Raw genomic sequence first — 18,751 nt, forward strand, 5'->3', positions numbered from 1 at the left:
AAAATAGCCCAGGAATAAGAAGATGTTAAACACCAAGAGGATCAATCAGATTTTACATAATAAAAAATCCCGCCAGATCACTCCGGAGGGATTTTCCATACAAAGATATGATATTACTTCACATCGAAAGTACCACGGCCAATGCTAAACCCTTCTGAATACAATTCAATAGTATATTTGCCTTTTTCGTAAGAACTCCCACGTGTATAAACGAAATCCACGTTCTGGCCTGAATTATCATACATTACTGTTTGTTTTGAGGTATAAACGGTTTCGTTTCCTCCAAAATTAAATGTACCTGAGCCAGTAGCCATATCTGAAACTACATTTCCCTTAGGGTCAAGTAATCTCATATAAATAACTTTCTCTTCACGTTTGGTAAGCGGGTTCTCAGCCAATTTGAAAGATACTTTTACTTTATCTACTCTTTTAGCTTTGTATTCACCTCCGTCACGCTCTTTACCACGAGAGTTAATCGCACTAACATTTACGTTCATGGCCTTGAGTGCTGCTGCCAGAGTTACCTTTTCGGTTAACTCTCTATTTTTAACACCAACATTATAAACTGAATCTGCTAATGCCTGTTTGTCAGTTTTCAGGCCGGTATTCTCGGTTTTCAGGTTGGTATTTTCGCTACCTAAAGTCTCGTTTTGTGTAGTTAGTACTGCGTTTTCTTCTTTTAACTTGGCAATTTCATTATCTTTTTCTGTAAGTGCTAACTCATAGTTTTTGATTTTGCCTTCGTATTGTTTAATACTCACACTCTTTGAATTAACTAAATTCTTTTTGTCTTGCTCTAACTGAGCTTTCAACGCTTGTAAATCCTCTACTTGTCCGCCTAAAGCTTGTACTTCAGCAATTTTTGCATCAAGTTGTACGGCAATGGAATCAAGTTTAGAGTTGGTAAGGAGCAGTTCTTTTGTTTTTTGCGAAATGTCTACATTCTTTGAATCAATGTCTTGACGGGCATTGAAATAAAGGAAGCCGAAGAGTGCTGCTAAAGCACAGGCTAAAACAAGTCCGGCGGTCATAGCCGTGTTACTTCTTCTTTCTTGAGTTTGTTCCATAGAAATCTGAATATTTAGTATTTAACGGTTTAGGCTTACTAACGACAAAGTTAGCCTTTTATTGAGTTTATTGAATAAGTTTCAGAAAATTTTCGAAAATGCCGTTATTTTTTTCGTGAAATTCTACACGAATCTCTATTTTCGTGAAATTTTGTTAATACATGAAAAAATCAACTTTTTTGTTAGTATTAGTTGCAGCGTTAGGTTATTTCGTAGATGCGTATGACTTGATTCTATTCGTTGTGCTTCGTCATAGCAGTCTAACTGAATTAGGTGTAGTAGGTATTGATAATACGAGTGTCGGTTTATGGCTATTTAACGTACAAATGATAGGGTTATTGTGTGGTGGTATTTTTTTTGGTGTTTTAGGCGATAAAAAAGGTCGCCTGTCTGTCTTGTTTGGTTCTATCATATTATATTCATTGGCTACGATTATTAACGGATTTGTAACTGATATATATACATACGGAATATTAAGATTTTTGGCCGGAATAGGTCTGGCAGGCGAATTAGGTGCCGGAATAACCATCGTTGCTGAAACCATGCCAAAAGAAAAAAGAGGTTATGGAACTATGATTATGGCCTCTGTAGGTGCTTTTGGAGCGGTTGTAGCCGCATTGGTAGGTGACGCCTTCTATTGGCGGACAGCCTATTTTATTGGAGGAGGAATGGGATTGCTCCTATTATTATTAAGAGTAGGAACCTTTGAGTCTAAAATGTATAAGCATGCCGAAGAACAGGGTATAAGAAGAGGAGATTTCCTGAGTCTTTTTACAAATAAAGACCGTTTCAAACGCTATATAGCCTGTATGTTTATAGGTTTCCCTATTTTTTTTATTGTAAGTATCCTGATGCAATTAGCTCCTGAAGTAGCTAAAGCCTTGGGTATTGAAGGAAAAGTAACGGCCGGACAAGCCGTTATGTATGTATATATAGGCCTTACGTGCGGTGACCTCATTAGTGGATACGTAAGCCAAAAATTACAAAACCGACGCAAAACTATTTTCATTTTTCAGGCTATCTGTTTATGTATGTGCCTCATTTATCTCAATCTCTGGGCAGCCAGTAATACGGCAATATTTATCATGTGCCTTTTAATGGGGGCAGCATCCGGCTACTGGATTGTGCTTATTACGATGTCGGCTGAGCAATTTGGTACTAACCTGAGAGCCACAGTAGCTACTACTATTCCGAACTTTGCCCGAGGTGGAGCTGTACCTATCTCAATAGCACATCAGTACCTTACTAAAGCACTGAACGGCAATTTAATCCTGAGTGCTACTATTATAGGTATTGTTTGTTTTGGTGCAGCCTTTATTGCCAATGCTTCGCTTAAAGAAACCTTTTCTAAGGATCTGGATTATGTAGAGTAAAAATACCACAATGTACTTATACATTGTGGCAAAGGAAGTAGGGCAAATAAAAATATTAACTCTTCAATACCGCCCAGAAAAATAGCAACCACCCTGCAATCATCAATGTCCCACCAATAGGCGCGATGGCACCAAAGGTTTTGATTCCTGTAAAACAGATAAGATATAGAGAGCCACTAAAAATGAGCGTCCCTGCTAAAAAACAATAACCACTATAAGTCAGGTTTTTTGAAATTATTTCTTTAGCTAATATGCCTATCAATACCAAAGCAAATGCATGGTAAAACTGATATTTTACAGCCGTTTCAAATGTTTCCATTCTGCCCGCTGCCACCAGTCTATCTTTTAGTGCATGCGCACCAAAAGCACCTAATGCCACACCTATTGCTCCTAAAAGAGCCCCCGCCTGTAAGAAAAATTTATTCATTGCTTTATCTATATTTATATATTGAGGAATATTGGCAAAAATAAGTCAGCGTTGCCAATAAAAACAGATAAAAGGTCATATTCTCGTCATTATCTACATAACTTACTTATAATCAACCAATTAAACATAACTGTATTTATCTTTAAATATAAAAATAAAGAATTTGAATTTTATTGAACAAAAAATAGTTGTATATACATATAATGTACTTGTATGAAAAGAGCAGACTTTCTTAAAAAGTTAAGCATTTTACCTTTTACTACCCAGGCAATGAACTTACAGGATTTAAAAAATATAACAGACAGTTTCTCAAAGTCAGAGAAAACACCCTCTATTTTCATCGGGCATGGTAGCCCTATGAATGCGCTCGCAGATAATAATTTTACAGATAGTTTGCATGCTTTGGGCAAAAGTATCGAACAACCCATAGCTATTTTAGTTATTTCGGCACACTGGCTTACCATGAACAAAACTTATGTTTCGGTCAATCCGGCGCCACAGACTATTTATGACTTCGGTGGTTTTCCGAAAGAATTATATGAAGTAAAATATGAACCCAAAGGTGCACCGGAAGTTGCCAGAGAAGTAATCAGAGAAGTTAAATCTATTGGTATTATAGAAGAACACAAAATGGGTCTCGATCATGGTGCGTGGTCTGTACTTCGTCATATTTATCCTGAAGCCAACATTCCCACATTCCAGATGAGTATTGACTTCTCAAAACCACCCCAATTCCATTTCGAACTTGCTAAAGAATTACAAAATTTAAGAAACAAAGGTGTACTAATTCTTACAAGTGGCAATATTGTCCATAATCTTCGCCAGATTAACTGGCATGGCGATGCCTCAAAACCTTTTGATTGGGCTTTGGAGTTCGATACACTTGTTAAAAACAAATTAGATAACAGACAATTAGCAGATCTGGCAGATTTCAAATCTTTCGGCGCTTTAGGACAGATTGCTCACCCAAGTTATGACCACTATCTACCTATGTTATATACAGCAGGTCTTGTCAATAAAGATGAGCCTATAATATATACCTATGAAGGTTTTGATATGGGTAGTATCAGTATGCGGTGTTTTCAGGTTGGATGAGATTATTCTGTATATACACGGTTACCAAAAATCTTACTACCTACCCGAATCATGGTGCTTCCTTCTTCAATGGCTATTTCGTAGTCTCCGCTCATGCCCATTGAAATAGTTGTAAGCTGAGGATATTGGCTAATTAATGAGATATGAAAAGTTTTGAGTTTTCTGAATTCTTTTCTGACCTGCATTTCATCATCAGTAAAAGTACTCATGCTCATAAGGCCGATTACTCTGATATTAGTAAGATTTTTAATGGTCTCTGATTGAAGAATTTCCAGACACTCCTCTTCCGTCATGCCGCTTTTGGTGTTTTCTTCTGCAATATATATTTGTAGCAGGCAGTCAATCACACGATTATTTTTGGCTGCCTGTTTATTTATCTCCTGTAATAATTTAAAACTATCAACTGAATGAATAAGGCTCACAAAAGGTGCTATGTATTTCACTTTATTTGATTGCAGATGCCCGATAAAATGCCATTCAATATCCTTGGGCATTTTTTCCTGTTTTTCGGTTAGTTCCTGCACATAGTTTTCTCCAAAACGCTTAAAGCCCGCATTGTATGCTTCCATTAGCATTTCAATAGGCTTGGTTTTAGATACGGCTATAAGCGTTACCCCTTTTCCACTGATTTCGCTTTCTATTTTCTTTATATTATCTACAATCGACATTTAAGAGTCTGTTTAAATATTATAATTCGACCTACAAAGGTATCCGTGCAGCATCCGCTTTTCCAGCCATACTGCATTATATTTTTTTCGCCGTAGCTGCTGCTTCGGAGGTTCGATGGCTACGTCTGCAAAATATGCCTTGTCTGGCAGAAAAATCTACGCTTTTCGATCAGAAAGACAATATTCAAACAGACTCTAAGATTTCTGCTCCCAGATTCGTACTAAATTAATAATTACTTCTGTTGCCTTTTCCATATCCTGCACCGAAACCCACTCCAGTTTGGAATGAAAAGCATGCTCTCCTGCAAAAATATTCGGACAAGGCAAACCCATAAAAGATAAACGAGACCCATCTGTCCCCCCTCTGATACTTCGTTGCTCAGGATTCATACCAGAGTGTCTGATAGCTTCCAAAGCATACTCAACCACTTTCGGATGATTTACCAATACTTCTTTCATATTCCTGTATTGTTCAATCACTTTGAAATCAACACTTGAATTCGGGTAATGCTTCAATATTTCATTTACGATATTCTGTAAATAAGTTTCCTTCTCATGCAAACCTGCCACTGTAAAATCTCTGATAATAAAATCCAGTTTTACCTGCTCCTGAATACCCGATATTTGCGTTGGGTGAATAAAGCCTTCATAATCTTCAGTAGTTTCCGGCGATAAGGTATCTTTAGGTAAAGTAGCCAAAATATCTGCCGCTATCTTTATGGCGTTTTCTAATTTGCCTTTCGCAAAACCCGGGTGAGTACTAACCCCATTAATGGTCAAGCTAACTGCATCAGCCGAAAATGTTTCATCTTCCAGTGTACCCACCGTCTCGCCATCCATAGTATAGGCATATTCAGCTCCCAATTTCTTCAAATCTACTTTTTCAGTGCCTCGCCCTACTTCTTCATCGGGTGTAAACAAAATTTTGATAGTTCCGTGTACTATGTCAGGATGTTGTATCAGATACTCTGCTGCTGCCATAATTTCGGCCACTCCTGCTTTATTATCAGCCCCTAAAAGTGTTGTCCCACTTGCTGTAATAATATCATTCCCTAACTGATGCTTTAAGTCAGGGTGTTCTGCCATTCTGATGACTTGTGTAGGGTCATCGGGCAAAAAAATATCGGTTCCGTCCCAATATTCAGTAATCATGGGTTTTACGCCTGCCCCATTGCAATCGGGCGAAGTATCTACATGCGAACAGAAGCATATTACCGGAACATTTTTAGGCGAATTGCCTGGGAGAGTGGCATATACATAACCCCATTCATCCAGATGTGCATCCGTAATACCCATCGCCAGTAATTCCTCAACCAACAATCTGCTTAAATCTTTTTGCTTTTCAGTTGATGGGTTTGACTCTGAATTAGGATCAGATTGGGTATCAATCTGTACGTATCGGAGAAACTTCTCTTTTACATTATATATAGCATCAGTAATAGGTGTCATAATTCATGAGTGAGTGAATGAGTTATTGAGCAAGTAAGTTATTACTTCGAGATGATTCTTACTTTAAGAAATTGTTTGAGTTAATCTTATTGAACTAAAAAAGTTGCTTTTGACCAATACTGCGGTGAAAAAATCCTCATGTAGCTCTGCTAAACTCCGGTTTTTACACCTTGTCCTGGCACAAAAGTCATCCTTTTTTATTTTCAAAATTTAACTCAAACAGTTTCTAATTCTTGTTTATTATTTCAGTCAGCTGGGATACCTATTATTCTTTGCAAATCTGCCGGAGAATAGTTTATATTTTTCAAAGTTTTATCATCACCTTTTCTATACACTAAATACTTTCCCTCTATTTCCTTATAGTAAGACTCTGTTCCTTTTTCTGCATAATAGTTCATGGTTTCTTCAGCTTCAGCAATTGTAGTACAGGCTTTGCTCATATTTGAACGTTGTACTTCATCAAACAATTCACGGAATTTTTCTCCCAAGCCAAATTCTAAAATTGCACCTGCTAATACATATTGTATATCAGCGAGGGCATCAGCTACACCTACAATATCTTTTTCTTCAATGGCTTCCTCTAATTCTTTCAATTCTTCAGCAATAAGTGATACCCTTAAATCACATCTTTTTTTAGAAGGTATCTGTGGGCTTTCTAAAACAGGGTGTTGGAATGTTCGGTGGAAATCAGCTACCTGATTAAGACAATCTAATACTTGCATAAATAGCGAGAAATTTATTTTTTTATTTAATAATATTTTAATCTGTCGGCTTTATGCCGATTTTAGGTTTATTTTATTTCAAAAAGACGAAAGAGAAAATATGTTTTAATTTTTTCGCCTAAATATTTTCGCCGTAAAATAAATAAACCGATATTAGCATTTGCAAAGTTGAGCAAATTTCAATAATATTGCTACGTAACTGAAGTCAAATTATCAAAACCCAACAAATCATGAACAAATTTTATAGACTTCTTTCAGTGGTAACGTTAGCGTTATCTGTTGCTTTATGGTCATGTAAAGGAGATCAAGGTCCTCAAGGTCCTGCTGGTCCACAAGGAGCTCAAGGTCCTCAAGGTGCACAGGGTGCACAAGGAGCACAAGGAGCGACTGGTGCAGTAGGAGCTACCGGTGCTACTGGTGCTACTGGTACTAACGGTAAGGACGGAAATGCCAACGTGAAGTGGAGTGAAGCAACAATAGCCGCAGCGGATTGGAAGACAGTAGATGCAGCAGGTACCGGAGTTGGCAATACAGGCCAGGTTGGCGCAGTTGAAAAAACAGACGCCAATATTTCAGCCAGCAGTATTGTAATGGCTTACGTAAAAATCGGTACTCAATGGGTTGCATTGCCAAGAGTTCTTGTGAAAGAAACAGATGGTTCTACAGAGCAGGTTAGTTTCGGTTTCGAAACTGGAAAGATTTCATTCTATTATAGTTCAAAAGCTGCCGGTGGTGTTATGAGCTACAAACCGCAAACAAGCCTTGTGTTTGGTTACTCAACTATCGAGAAAACTCTTTTGGCAAACATGAAAGCTGCCGGTGTTAATTTAAGAAGCCGTGAAGCAGTAGAAACTTACTTGCAAACTCATCGTTAATCTGTAAACTACACAACAATAGTAGGTTACGCAGCAAATAAAAAAACCTCCTGAACGGGAGGTTTTTTTATTTTAATTTGTTAATAAAGGGTATTACTATAAACTTTTATGAAAAGGCCGTTTATATTTATTATCCTCATCCAACTTTTTAGTTTTTCTACGACCGCACAACTACTAACCGATACTGATTCAAAGCAGACAATTATCAAAGGTCTTGACAAATTGTATAATTATGAATTTAAGGAAGCTGATGCTTTTTTTCAGAGAGTAAAAGCACGTTATCCGCATCATCCGGTTACACCTCTGCTAAGTGCCCTGCAGGTACAATGGCAGAATCTCCCACTTGAAAAAAATCCGAAGGCAGTTAACCAGTATATGGCACTTTTAGAAAAGTGTCAGACTCTGGCAGAGCCTATGCTCAATGATGCTAATAGAAAAGCCGAAGCGACCTTCTTCTTACTGGCTTCTCATGGCTATATCACATTGGCTTATACTTACCGAAAAGAGCCCATGAAAGCCGCTAATGAAGCAAGAAAAGCTTATGGTTATATGAAAGATGGATTTGGTATGATGGATCGAAATCCTGAATTTTATTTTACATCCGGATTATACAACTACTATCGCATTCAATATCCTGAAACCCATCCTATTGTAAAACCCGTAGTTATTTTCTTTGAAAACGGCAATAAAAAAACAGGTTTAACTCAATTGGAACAGGCGATTCAGAAATCTGTTTTTTCGAGAGTAGAGGCCGCTTATTATTACATGAATGTGAACCTTAAATACGAACTAAACTATAATAAAGCCTTTGTTTATGCAGATTTACTTCATGATAAATACCCCAATAATCCTATTTATCTGATGAGATTCACTGAAACTTTAGTGATGATGGGAAAATATGAAGAGGCTATTCCGAAGATAGGTACTTTGCGGAAAATCAATACCTCTGTATATCAGATTGCTGCAAATCTATTTGATGGACTGGTGGCGGAAAAAGCAAAGAAAAACGATAAGCTCGCTTCAGAATTCTATACAAATGTACTAAAAAACGAACCTGACGAGCGCTATACTAAAGATTATTATGCCATGACCTTTTTAGGCTTAGGAAGAATTGCCCAAAGAGCAGGCAATAAAAAAAATGCTCAGGATATGTATAAAAAGGCTTTAGACATAGCCGAAAACAAGGGAATTATTGCCGAAGCTAAAAAGAATTTAGAAAAATAATCGACTATCATTTCAAAAGTTCCTTACCAGAAACGCCCCGGTTCCATTTTATATTTCCTGATTTTCAAATCTCCTCGAATCTAACACTAAGCGACTGATAATAAAATTATTATCAGTTTTTTTACTCTGTTTCGCTCTCGAATATATAGATTTTTATCCAATTTAAGCAACCCGATTTAGTTTATTTTTCGTCTCAGAAATAAAATAAAAGCTATAAGATTTTATTTGGCAACGCAACCCTCTTTTTAAAATGTCCGTAAGGATTGTAATTACTACGCATTTTAAACCAAATAAAACTTATACTTTCTATGGAACAAACACAATTGAGTAGAGGGCAATTTTTACGACAGCTTGGGTTAAGTAGTGGCGCATTAATGGCTTTTTATTGTATGGGTACGGGATTAACTGCCTGCTCAAGTTCGGGTAGCGACGACCCAACGCCAAGTGGCACAGGAGGGACAGGAGGTACTGGTGGAACCGGGGGCACAGGCGGAACCAGCAGTGCAATAAAAGGAACTACCAGTGGCACAGGTATTGATTTCACAATTGACTTAACCCATGCCGATTATAATAAACTAAAAACAAACGGTGAGTTTAATTATGTAGCAAATATTATAATTGTAAACTCTGGTGGAGCTTATGTGGCCTTATCAAAAGTATGTACACATGAAGGAAGCACAGTGGCATATCGAAGTGCTACTAACGATCTGAAATGTCCTAATCATGGCTCAGAATTTAATTTAGATGGTTCGGTTAAACTATCTCCCGCAGCAAATTCCTTAACAGTTTATAAAACTGAAATCCAGAATAGTGGTAATACCCTGAGAGTTTCTGCGTAACTCTTCTTTTTGGATATATGTGTTTCTTATAAAATTTTGATATATGTGTTTTTTAAATAAAGTGGATATGTGTGTTTCTGAATAGCGTGTGCTGAATAGGGAGGGTAGCAATATCCTCCCCTATTATGAACCAACCAATTTTAATATACCGTATGAAACAAATTGCTTTTTTGTTTTTTTTTCTTTTGCTTTCTGTAGTGGGTTTTGCACAAGTCACTGACTCTGACAGCCTTTTAGCTGACTTAGATTCTGATACAATTACTGTTCAAACAAAACTTTTACCAGATAAGATGCTATTAACACAAAGGATATTCTGGGGAGAAAATGGGCTTTATAGAAAAGTGGGTATTGCACCTGAATTAACCCCAGAAAACAGGGCTAAAGAATTGAAAGTACGAAGAACCATGTTTAAAATTCACCAGACAATAGGGTTATTAACTGCTGCAGGAATGTTAGCTCAGGGTATTTTAGGTGCCAAACTGTACACTGCCGGAGGGGATAATTATACTCGTATCCGGAAAGCGCATGAAGCCACCGCTTTAGGTATCAATATAGCTTATGGTACAACAGCATTAATGGCCTTTACGGCACCTCCTGCCATGCTTAACCGTAAGGGTATCAGCAACGTAAAAGTGCATAAAATCTTATCGTACGTTCACCTGACAGGCATGATAACAACCAATGTACTGGCACATAAAATTAGTGATAATTTTAAACTGAAACCTTATCATAGAGCAGCTGCATACACCACTTTTGGAGCTTATTTTACCTCTATGATTATACTAAAGTTTGAATTTTGATCCTTCGGAAATTGATAACTACATCCTTAAAAAATCCTAACAACATTTTAGAAATATCATTTAGCAACTAACCGAAATGAAAACCATAAAGAACTTTATAGCCATTCTTCTATTATTTACCGTTTTTGCTTTTTTTCCTAAGGCTGATAGTAGAAAAATAGTTGCCGATAAAAAAAACTCGATTGTTACTTATGCCATGAGCCATCCGGCACATGACTGGGAGGGAGTTTGTAAAGACGTAAACGCTCTGATTGTTTATGACGACGCAACCAAGACTATCAGTCAGGTAGCCGTATCTTTAAAGGTAGATGCTTTTGATAGTGGGAATGCCAATCGTGATTCTCACGCTTTAGAAGTATTAGAGGGATTGAAGTATCCTAAGGTGGTTTTTACGAGCAGTAAAATTAAGAGTGAGAACAATACTTTAACCGCTGATGGGAATCTTACTTTTCACGGAATCACCAGACCTATATCTATTACCGTAACCCGCACGGATAGTGATAAAAAAATTATACTTGATGGTAAATTTGATATTTTACTAAGCCAGTTTCAGGTAGAACGACCATCGTTATTCGGACTAAAAACCAAAGATGAAGTAAAGCTGAGTTTTAAAGTTTTTTTTCCGTTGTAGATTTTTTAGCTTTAAGCCATGAATAGTGGGAATAGTCGTGAAATTTCAGGCTATTTCCACTTTAATGTTTCCAAGATATGTCTGCAATCGACTTTCATATAATCTATAACTGGTCGAAGAGAGTCATTCTGTGTAGCGGTCATCAGATATACGGCTCCTCTAAGATAATGTCTGGTTGTATCAGTTACAAAAAACTGATAATGGCTGGGTACTTCCCCTTCAAGCTCAAAAACAACTGCTTTTTTGCCTGATTTCGTTGTGAGTATTCCATCCTTAATAGAATAAGCCTTTTTATCATGATGAAACGCCAGTTTTGCGGCATCACCCATCATATTCTGTAAACGCTTCGGGTCATTATTAACAGGTTTATAAGTAAACTGGATCCGGGCATTCAATGTTGGATAATACACTATTATCCAATGCGGCTCAGCATTCACGAAAGTGTCTTTCTGAACAATCGCAGCTTTTGAATACTCAAAGCTATACGGATGTTCTTCTTTTAATGACTGATAAGTATGGGGGGGCAAATCAAGACGATTAAACCCGGTAGGTTTAGGGTGATAATCTTCTTCTTTTTTACCGCAAGCATAAAGAATACCTGCAATCGTGAAAAAAAATACAAATCTGACAAGACTTACTTTAGAAACCATTCTTCAACAACGTTAATATAAATACACGCCAGTTTTTGCTTCATCGCTTAGAATCACCTGAATATGCTCATTTAAAGTTGTAGAAAGAGAGTATCCTACATAATCGGCTGCAATAGGGTACATCGGGTGATTTCTGTCAACAATTACAGCTACCTGTATTTTCTTTAAAGGAATACTTAAAAACGGACGTAAGCTGTAGGCGAGTGTACGGCCTGTGTTTAATACATCATCACATAGAACGACATTTTTATTCCGAAAAGTATCTACTTCACTTTCTATCTTAATATCAGGTTGCGATTGCGCCTGTTTATCTACACTTACTTTAGCAATATGTATTGCCAGTGACGAGATCTGTTTCAGTTCAACTACTAATAATTCAGCAAAATGATAGCCCTCGCCATTGATACCTGCAATAATTACTTCTGACTCATCAAAATTCTGCTCATAAATCTGATACGCTATCCGGCGGATTTTCTGGAAGGTTTCAGTACTATTTAATAATTGATTAGACATATTTTTTTCAATTAAATCCAAATAAGAATTTCACACTGGGTATTCCATACTGGACTGGTAGTGTCTGATTTTGGCATAGTTTATGTGAAAGACTATGCAACCATAAATCACCAACAAAGATACTTAAAACTTAGCATATCTATAATATGAAGTTCATGAAATACGTATTCGCTGCTTTAGTCCTGATAGTTTTTGTAAATGCCTCAAAACCCAAGGGGAGGGTTGAAACCCCTAAAAAAAGTATAGATAATGCCTTAACAGATCGCATCAGGATGTCATTCAAGGGTGGAGACCCTAAAATGCTTGCCAGTTGTCTTAATCAGGAAATAGAACTAATTATTGACTCTGAGAAAATTGACTTCCAGAAAATATCTTCACAACAAGCTGAACAGATTTTCAAATTGTTTTTTCAGCATAACCCTCCATTATCTTTTCAATATGTGTATCAGGGAGCATCAAATATTGATTTAAAGTATAGTGTAGCCAATTATCGCAGCCGGAATAAAGATTTTCTGGTCTATATTTTAGTAAAAAGAGGAGACAATAATAAATACGTTATAGACACTATTCAGTTTCGGGAAAGTTAGAAATTCAAATACAAAATTTGATTTACCTAAAAAGTATAAAATAATCTTAAAGGTTCTGATATTATCAGAGCCTTTTTCTATTTTTGTGCTTTCATTTAAGTACGAAACAAAAAAATGATAGTTAAAACAAAGAAATTTGCATTAGATAAAAAAGATTACGTAAGTATTGCCTTTAAGCGCCATATGCGCAAAGACTGGAAATGGTTGTTGATTCCGGCAGCAGTAGTCATCTTAGGATTAGTATTACATTTTACAGGTTCATACAAAAACTGGTGGATTCCGGTTGTGGCTGTTGTAGGAGGTGGATTATACGTTTTGTTCTGGTATGCGCAATTTTATGCTGCGTCGCAGATGGAGCAGAACAAACAGATGTTTGATAAATTTATGTATGAAATAGATAGCCGTCAGATATTAGTAAAACTGAACCAAAAAGAGGGCGGTATCATGAAATGGGAAAGTATTCAGTCAGCAGAAAAAACACCTGATTCCTTTTTATTAATTATCGGCAAAGGACAGTTCCTTCGGTTTCCTTTCACGGTTTTTAATAGTGAACACGATATGAAGTTGTTTGAATCTATTCTGAAAAGAAAAGAATTACTTCCGGCATAAGTAAAAATCCCTCGTAAATCTACGAGGGATTTTTATTTACATTTATGCAACTTATTACCTAATTATTAAAACGAAATCTGCTTAATCTTCTTCTCAAATTCTACCAAATGCTCGTCTGAGAAATCAAGATGTGTAACAAATCTTATGAGGTGTTTGCCAAAAGTAACACAACCTAAATTGAATGCTTTTGCTTTCATTACAAATTCAGTGGCCAGTATTGATTCGGGCAATCGAAAAATAACAATATTGGTGTCTATCGGGTAAATTTCTTCTACAAAAGGCAGTTTTTCTAATATTTGCCCAATTTCTCTGGCTCTTGCGTGGTCTTCTTTCAAGCGTTCGATATGGTTATCCAAAGCATAAATACCAGCCGCAGCTAAAAAACCCGCCTGACGCCAGCCACCACCCATTAGTTTACGGAAACGACGGGCTTTTTTTACAAAATCTCTTTTACCTATCAATAAAGAACCCACCGGACAACCTAATCCTTTTGATAAGCATATACTAATAGAGTCAAATAATTGTCCATGTGTCAGGGTTGTTTCACCAGTTTCAACCAAAGCATTAAAGAGTCTTGCTCCATCTAAATGCAAAGGGAGTTGATGCTTATTACATACTTGCTTTATGGCTTCAATTTCTGATAATTCATAATAACATCCACCCCCTTTATTCATTGTGTTTTCAAGAGATACCAACCGGGTAATGGGCTGATGAATATCATCTGGATTATTAATGGCATCACGTACCTGCTGTGAATTGATTCTACCCTTATCCCCTTCCAATAACTTTAAAGAAGAAAAAGAATTGAGTGGTACTCCCCCACCCTCGTACAAATATATATGAGACATCTTATCGCAAATCACTTCACTACCTGGCAATGTATGAACTCTGATGGCTAATTGGTTAGTCATCGTTCCTGAAGCACAAAATAAAGCTGCTTCCATACCGAACATGGCTGCGGCTTTTTCTTCTAAAGCTATTATGGTCGGATCATCACCAAATACATCGTCTCCTAATTCAGCCGAAAACATGGCTTCCTTCATTCCTGGAGTAGGTTTTGTAACAGTATCGCTCCTTAAATCTATAAACATAACAATCGTAAATGGAAAATTTGTTTGTGAAATGCAAAGATGCCGCAAGGTACTATTTTTATACTATTATATAGATCATATTTGATTGAAGCCTCATAAAAATAGACAAACACAATAAAACTATATAAGTACACGCTTGTTTGTTTGTGGCTATAAATCCATAGAATTTATCAATTTTCTGACGTTCGTCGAATATCTGCGTGAATAATTGCAAAAGTCTTAATTTTTGTAAAATTTTACATTAGTTTAGACTAATCTATTACTACTACAACTATGGCAGTTTATAACTTAACAGTAAATAATAAGAAGGTAAAAGTGGATGTCGAGCCCGATATGCCGCTTCTTTGGGTAATCCGTGATTTTGTTGGTTTAAAGGGAACCAAGTTTGGTTGCGGAATGGCAATGTGTGGTGCTTGTACTGTTCACCTGAACAGTCAACCTATCCGCTCATGCCAGACACCAATTTCGGTTGTTGCCAAAAATGCAAAAATAACCACAATTGAAGGCATTGGTGATAGTCAGTTACATGCTGTTCAGCAGGCATGGATTGATGAGCAGGTTCCTCAATGTGGCTATTGTCAGTCAGGGCAAATTATGTCAGCAGTAGCTTTACTAAAAACTACACCCAATCCTACAGATGAGGATATTGACGCGGCTATGAGCGGTAATCTTTGCCGTTGCGGTACTTATGACCGTATCCGTAAAGCCATTCACAAAGCATCTGACTCTATCAAAAGTAGTGCCGGTGTGGGTGGAGGAAAGTAATCTAACCTATTCACTAAGACAAAACAAAAAACATTATGACTTCAAGACGCAATTTCTTAAAAACTACAAGTCTGACCACTTTTGGTTTTGCGTTGGGGGTATCTTCTTTTGCCAAAGATGCTACACTTAAAAAGATAACACCAGCCATCGTAAGTCTCGAAATAAACCCTTTCATTATTATTGATACTGCCGGAAACATCACTTTGGTAAATCCTCGACCGGATATGGGACAAGGCTCTACACAGGCAGTACCTTCACTCTTAGCAGAAGAATTAGAAGTTAGCCTCGAAAAAGTAAAGATTGTACAGAGTGATGGTAAAGGAAAGTATGGCGACCAGACCTCAGGCGGAAGTAGTTCTGTAAGAGCTTTATGGCAACCGATTCGCAAAGCCGGAGCCGCCGCCCGTGAAATGCTTACGCAGACTGCCGCGAAGAGATGGAATGTCTCTACTACTGAATGTTTTGCACAAGATGGTAAAATTGTGCATAGAGGAAGTGGTAAAAGTCTGACTTATGGTGAGTTAGCCGACGATGCTTCAAAATTAGAGATTCCGAAAAATCCTAAACTTAAAGAAGCGAAGGATTTTAAAATCATAGGTAAATACAACAAGCGCCTTGATGTACCTGAGCGTGTAACAGGCAAAGCAGTTTATGGTCTGGATGTAGACGTACCAGGCATGGTTTACGCAAGCGTTCTACACTCGCCCATGCTGCATGGTAAAATCGCCTCTATTGATGATACAGAAACCAAGAAAATTGCAGGTGTTTTACAGGTTGTAAGAACCGAACGCCCCATGCCCCACCGCAAGTCAGAAGCAGTGGCGGTAATTGCTACTAACTGGTGGGCGGCCTTGAAAGGCAAAAAAGCCTTGAAAGTGCAGTGGGATAATGGCGATTATGAAAAAACACTGAGTACACAGAAATATTTTGATGCTACCTACGAGGCGGCCAGGAAAGAAGGTATTAATTATGAAGAAAAGGGTGATTTTTCTGCGAAGTATGCTTCTGCTAAACAAAAAACAGAAGCTAACTACGAAACTCCCTTCTTATCTCATGCTCCCATTGAACCAGAAAATGCCGTTGTGCATGTAAAAGACGATGGCACAGTAGAAATATGGGCTCCTGTACAAGGGCCAGACTGGGCATTGAGAGATGTATGCGGGTATTTGAAAGTAAAACCAGAGCAGGTAAAAATTAATGTAACACTTTTAGGTGGTGCATTTGGTCGTAAAGCCTACCACGACTTTTTATTAGAGGCTTGCCATTTATCAAAAGAACTGAAAAAACCTGTAAAGGTTACCTGGACGAGGGAAGATGATATTACACAAGGGCCTTATCGCCCTGGTATGCTGAGCCATATGCAAGGCTTTGTAGAAAATGGTAAAATAACGGGGTTTCACCATCATGCTATTGGCGAGTCTATTGCAGGTCAGGTATTTAACGGTTTAAAAGACGATGAAGCTGACCCTTGGTTAACTGGGGAGATAAGCCCTGAAAACAGCAAATACAATTTTGCTACTGCCTCAAAAGTAAGTTGGACGAATGTAAAAACTGATATACCTGTTGTATGGTGGCGCTCGGTATATGCTTCAAATTTTGGATGGGGACAAGAATGCTTTATAGATGAATTGGCACATCTGACAGGGAAAGACCCATTAGAGGCACGATTAGCGATTTTGTCAGACGAGCGTTTCAGAAAGGTTTTGGAAACCTTGGCAGAAAAAGCTAACTGGAAGGAAAAACTACCCGAAGGACAAGGCAAAGGTTTGGCGGTATTCCGTTCGTTTGATAGCATTTCTGCAGCTTGTGTTACAGTAAGCAGACAGGCTAATGGTGTAAAAATTGACAAGGTAGTATCAGTAATTGATTGCGGCTATTATGTAAATCCTGATAATGTAAAAGCCCAGACCGAGGGTAATATTGTGATGGGTCTGACAGCCGCTATTAAAGATGGTATAACCTTTACTAATGGCGTTTGCGATCAGACCAATTTTCATCAGTTTAACCTGATGCGTATCAACGAAGCACCAAAAATGGAAATCCATATCATTGATAGCGGAGCTAATCCGGGCGGTGTGGGTGAGCCTGGTTTACCTCCTATTGCTCCCGCATTAGGCAATGCTATTTTTGCGGCTACAGGCAAACGTATTCGTAAATTACCTTTTGATATTACAAATCTTTCTTAGCTTAGTATATTTAAGAGCAGAAACCAAAATCTGCTCTTTTTTATTCATTAAGCACTAAAAATTGCTCAAATGTCTACCACCCTACTCGGTCACATACGAAAATATATTGATTTAGACGAACAGGAAGAAAAGGTCATAATCGCTTATATAGAGCAATTACAAGTAAAAAAGAAAGGATATTTACTGAAAGAAGGCCAGCTCTGCAAAGCAAGTTATTTTGTAGAAAAAGGCTGCCTGCGAATGTTTTTTATCAGCGATAAGGGAGATGAAAACACGGTAAATTTTGCACTCGAAAACTGGTGGATAAGTGATTACTCTACTCTATTGACTCAGAAACCCTCACTTTTTTATATTCAGGCTATTGAGCATTCTGATATCCTTATGCTTACAGCAGAGCGACAAGAAGAATTATTAAAAGAGATTCCTAAAATTGAGCGATATTTCAGGCTCATTCTTCAGAGAGCTTATGGAGCCTCACAAATGCGTTTCAAGCATACCTACAATCTTTCAAGAGAAGATATGTATCGCAATTTTCTGGGTCTGCATCCCGAGTTTGTCAATCGCGTGCCACAATATATGTTAGCTTCTTATCTGGGCTTTACGCCTGAGTATTTAAGTGAAATCCGTAAAAAAAAGATATAGACTGTGTTTCTTAAACCTGTTTAAGTTTTTTGAGGTTGCTACTGCCGACCTTTGTACTCATTAAAACACAAACAAAAATGAGCACAAGAATCAATATCCAGCAAGTAGAACCAGCCGCTTATAAAGCAATGTTTGCCTTAGAAGGTTATCTACAGACTTCGCAATTAAGCAAAACTCATAAAGATTTAATCAAAATAAAAGCTTCACTGATTAATGGCTGTGCCTATTGTATTAATATGCATACCCAGGAAGCCAGAAAACATGGCGAAACCGACCAACGCATCTATCTGTTAAGTGCCTGGAGAGAAACCACACTTTATACTGAAGAAGAAAGAGCCCTATTGGCCCTGACCGAAGAGGTAACGTTGATTCAGAATCATGTTTCGGAGGAAACTTATAAAACGGCCGAACGGCTTTTTGGGGCTAATTATTTATCACATATTATTATGGCTATCGTAACTATTAATGCCTGGAATAGAATAGCGATTACCACGGAGCTACCACTTGAATAATAATTCTGAGAAATAAAAGCTATAAG

General features: G+C 37.5%; 21 protein-coding genes. 13 read left to right on the forward strand and 8 right to left on the reverse strand.

All coding sequences use genetic code 11. The annotated features are described in order from the left end of the window. Positions 1–113 precede the first annotated feature (113 nt). Positions 114–1,067: a hypothetical protein gene (locus tag H1R81_RS21750; protein WP_181842861.1), complete on the reverse strand. Its 954-nt coding sequence runs from the start codon at positions 1,065–1,067 to the stop codon at positions 114–116. A gap of 161 nt (positions 1,068–1,228) precedes the next feature. Between H1R81_RS21750 and H1R81_RS21755 the strand changes: the two genes are divergently transcribed. Further along, positions 1,229–2,440, forward strand: a complete 1,212-nt coding sequence (locus H1R81_RS21755; protein ID WP_181842862.1) for an MFS transporter — start codon at positions 1,229–1,231, stop codon at positions 2,438–2,440. Between the two features lie 55 nt (positions 2,441–2,495). On the opposite strand, the gene H1R81_RS21760 is transcribed toward H1R81_RS21755, so the two are convergent. Then, a complete protein-coding gene (locus tag H1R81_RS21760; protein ID WP_181842863.1) occupies positions 2,496–2,867 on the reverse strand; it encodes a DUF423 domain-containing protein in 372 nt (123 codons plus the stop codon). 213 nt (positions 2,868–3,080) lie between these two features. Here H1R81_RS21760 and ygiD point away from each other — a divergent pair, with 213 nt between their 5' ends. After that, positions 3,081–3,962, forward strand: a complete 882-nt coding sequence (gene ygiD / locus H1R81_RS21765) for a 4,5-DOPA dioxygenase extradiol (RefSeq protein WP_220275287.1) — start codon at positions 3,081–3,083, stop codon at positions 3,960–3,962. Between the two features lie 2 nt (positions 3,963–3,964). Here ygiD and H1R81_RS21770 read toward each other — a convergent pair whose 3' ends face one another. The 3 genes from H1R81_RS21770 to H1R81_RS21780 all read right to left on the reverse strand — a co-directional run bounded on the left by H1R81_RS21770 (position 3,965) and on the right by H1R81_RS21780 (position 6,801). After that, on the reverse strand, positions 3,965–4,630 hold the full coding sequence (locus tag H1R81_RS21770; protein WP_181842864.1) for a YggS family pyridoxal phosphate-dependent enzyme: 666 nt from the start codon (positions 4,628–4,630) through the stop codon (positions 3,965–3,967). A 195-nt stretch (positions 4,631–4,825) separates the two neighbouring features. Beyond that, positions 4,826–6,079 (reverse strand): peptidase T, encoded by a 1,254-nt coding sequence (pepT, locus tag H1R81_RS21775; protein WP_181842865.1) that lies wholly within the window; start codon positions 6,077–6,079, stop codon positions 4,826–4,828. 245 nt (positions 6,080–6,324) lie between these two features. Further along, the gene (locus H1R81_RS21780; protein WP_181842866.1) at positions 6,325–6,801 is read right to left on the reverse strand and encodes a nucleoside triphosphate pyrophosphohydrolase family protein; all 477 of its coding nucleotides are present in this window, start codon (positions 6,799–6,801) and stop codon (positions 6,325–6,327) included. 230 nt (positions 6,802–7,031) lie between these two features. Here H1R81_RS21780 and H1R81_RS21785 point away from each other — a divergent pair, with 230 nt between their 5' ends. From H1R81_RS21785 to H1R81_RS21805, 5 genes are all read left to right on the forward strand, one after another. Further along, entirely contained in the window at positions 7,032–7,676 is a 645-nt protein-coding gene (locus H1R81_RS21785; RefSeq protein WP_181842867.1) for a hypothetical protein, read from the forward strand. A gap of 108 nt (positions 7,677–7,784) precedes the next feature. Beyond that, the gene (locus H1R81_RS21790; protein ID WP_181842868.1) at positions 7,785–8,900 is read left to right on the forward strand and encodes a M48 family metallopeptidase; all 1,116 of its coding nucleotides are present in this window, start codon (positions 7,785–7,787) and stop codon (positions 8,898–8,900) included. Between the two features lie 308 nt (positions 8,901–9,208). Beyond that, on the forward strand, positions 9,209–9,739 hold the full coding sequence (locus H1R81_RS21795) for a ubiquinol-cytochrome c reductase iron-sulfur subunit (RefSeq protein WP_181842869.1): 531 nt from the start codon (positions 9,209–9,211) through the stop codon (positions 9,737–9,739). Between the two features lie 125 nt (positions 9,740–9,864). Continuing rightward, positions 9,865–10,539: a hypothetical protein gene (locus H1R81_RS21800; RefSeq protein ID WP_229251194.1), complete on the forward strand. Its 675-nt coding sequence runs from the start codon at positions 9,865–9,867 to the stop codon at positions 10,537–10,539. Positions 10,540–10,615: 76 nt separating this feature from the next. Then, a complete protein-coding gene (locus H1R81_RS21805; RefSeq protein WP_181842871.1) occupies positions 10,616–11,170 on the forward strand; it encodes a YceI family protein in 555 nt (184 codons plus the stop codon). Between the two features lie 50 nt (positions 11,171–11,220). Here the strand turns inward: H1R81_RS21805 and gldD are convergent, their stop codons facing one another. Continuing rightward, complete coding sequence (gene gldD / locus H1R81_RS21810; RefSeq protein ID WP_181842872.1) at positions 11,221–11,820, reverse strand: gliding motility lipoprotein GldD; 600 nt, start codon at positions 11,818–11,820, stop codon at positions 11,221–11,223. A 12-nt stretch (positions 11,821–11,832) separates the two neighbouring features. Beyond that, a complete protein-coding gene (locus tag H1R81_RS21815; protein WP_181842873.1) occupies positions 11,833–12,333 on the reverse strand; it encodes a phosphoribosyltransferase family protein in 501 nt (166 codons plus the stop codon). A gap of 155 nt (positions 12,334–12,488) precedes the next feature. On the opposite strand from H1R81_RS21815, the gene H1R81_RS21820 reads away from it, so the two are divergent. Together H1R81_RS21820 and H1R81_RS21825 are read left to right on the forward strand one after the other, a co-directional pair. After that, complete coding sequence (locus H1R81_RS21820) at positions 12,489–12,920, forward strand: DUF4783 domain-containing protein (protein WP_181842874.1); 432 nt, start codon at positions 12,489–12,491, stop codon at positions 12,918–12,920. A 114-nt stretch (positions 12,921–13,034) separates the two neighbouring features. After that, positions 13,035–13,529, forward strand: coding sequence for a YcxB family protein (locus H1R81_RS21825; protein WP_181842875.1), 495 nt, complete (start codon positions 13,035–13,037; stop codon positions 13,527–13,529). A gap of 65 nt (positions 13,530–13,594) precedes the next feature. Here the strand turns inward: H1R81_RS21825 and H1R81_RS21830 are convergent, their stop codons facing one another. Next, complete coding sequence (locus H1R81_RS21830) at positions 13,595–14,620, reverse strand: low specificity L-threonine aldolase (RefSeq protein ID WP_181842876.1); 1,026 nt, start codon at positions 14,618–14,620, stop codon at positions 13,595–13,597. A gap of 273 nt (positions 14,621–14,893) precedes the next feature. Between H1R81_RS21830 and H1R81_RS21835 the strand changes: the two genes are divergently transcribed. The 4 genes from H1R81_RS21835 (at position 14,894) to H1R81_RS21850 (ending at position 18,725) form a co-directional block, all read left to right on the forward strand. Then, complete coding sequence (locus H1R81_RS21835; RefSeq protein WP_181842877.1) at positions 14,894–15,385, forward strand: (2Fe-2S)-binding protein; 492 nt, start codon at positions 14,894–14,896, stop codon at positions 15,383–15,385. Between the two features lie 35 nt (positions 15,386–15,420). Then, on the forward strand, positions 15,421–17,571 hold the full coding sequence (locus H1R81_RS21840) for a molybdopterin cofactor-binding domain-containing protein (protein WP_181842878.1): 2,151 nt from the start codon (positions 15,421–15,423) through the stop codon (positions 17,569–17,571). 69 nt (positions 17,572–17,640) lie between these two features. Then, positions 17,641–18,213: a Crp/Fnr family transcriptional regulator gene (locus H1R81_RS21845; RefSeq protein WP_181842879.1), complete on the forward strand. Its 573-nt coding sequence runs from the start codon at positions 17,641–17,643 to the stop codon at positions 18,211–18,213. Positions 18,214–18,290: 77 nt separating this feature from the next. Further along, on the forward strand, positions 18,291–18,725 hold the full coding sequence (locus H1R81_RS21850) for a carboxymuconolactone decarboxylase family protein (RefSeq protein ID WP_181842880.1): 435 nt from the start codon (positions 18,291–18,293) through the stop codon (positions 18,723–18,725). The last annotated feature ends 26 nt before the right edge of the window (positions 18,726–18,751 follow it).

The sequence above is a fragment of the Emticicia sp. BO119 genome (assembly GCF_013912375.1).
Lineage (GTDB): Bacteria > Bacteroidota > Bacteroidia > Cytophagales > Spirosomataceae > Emticicia.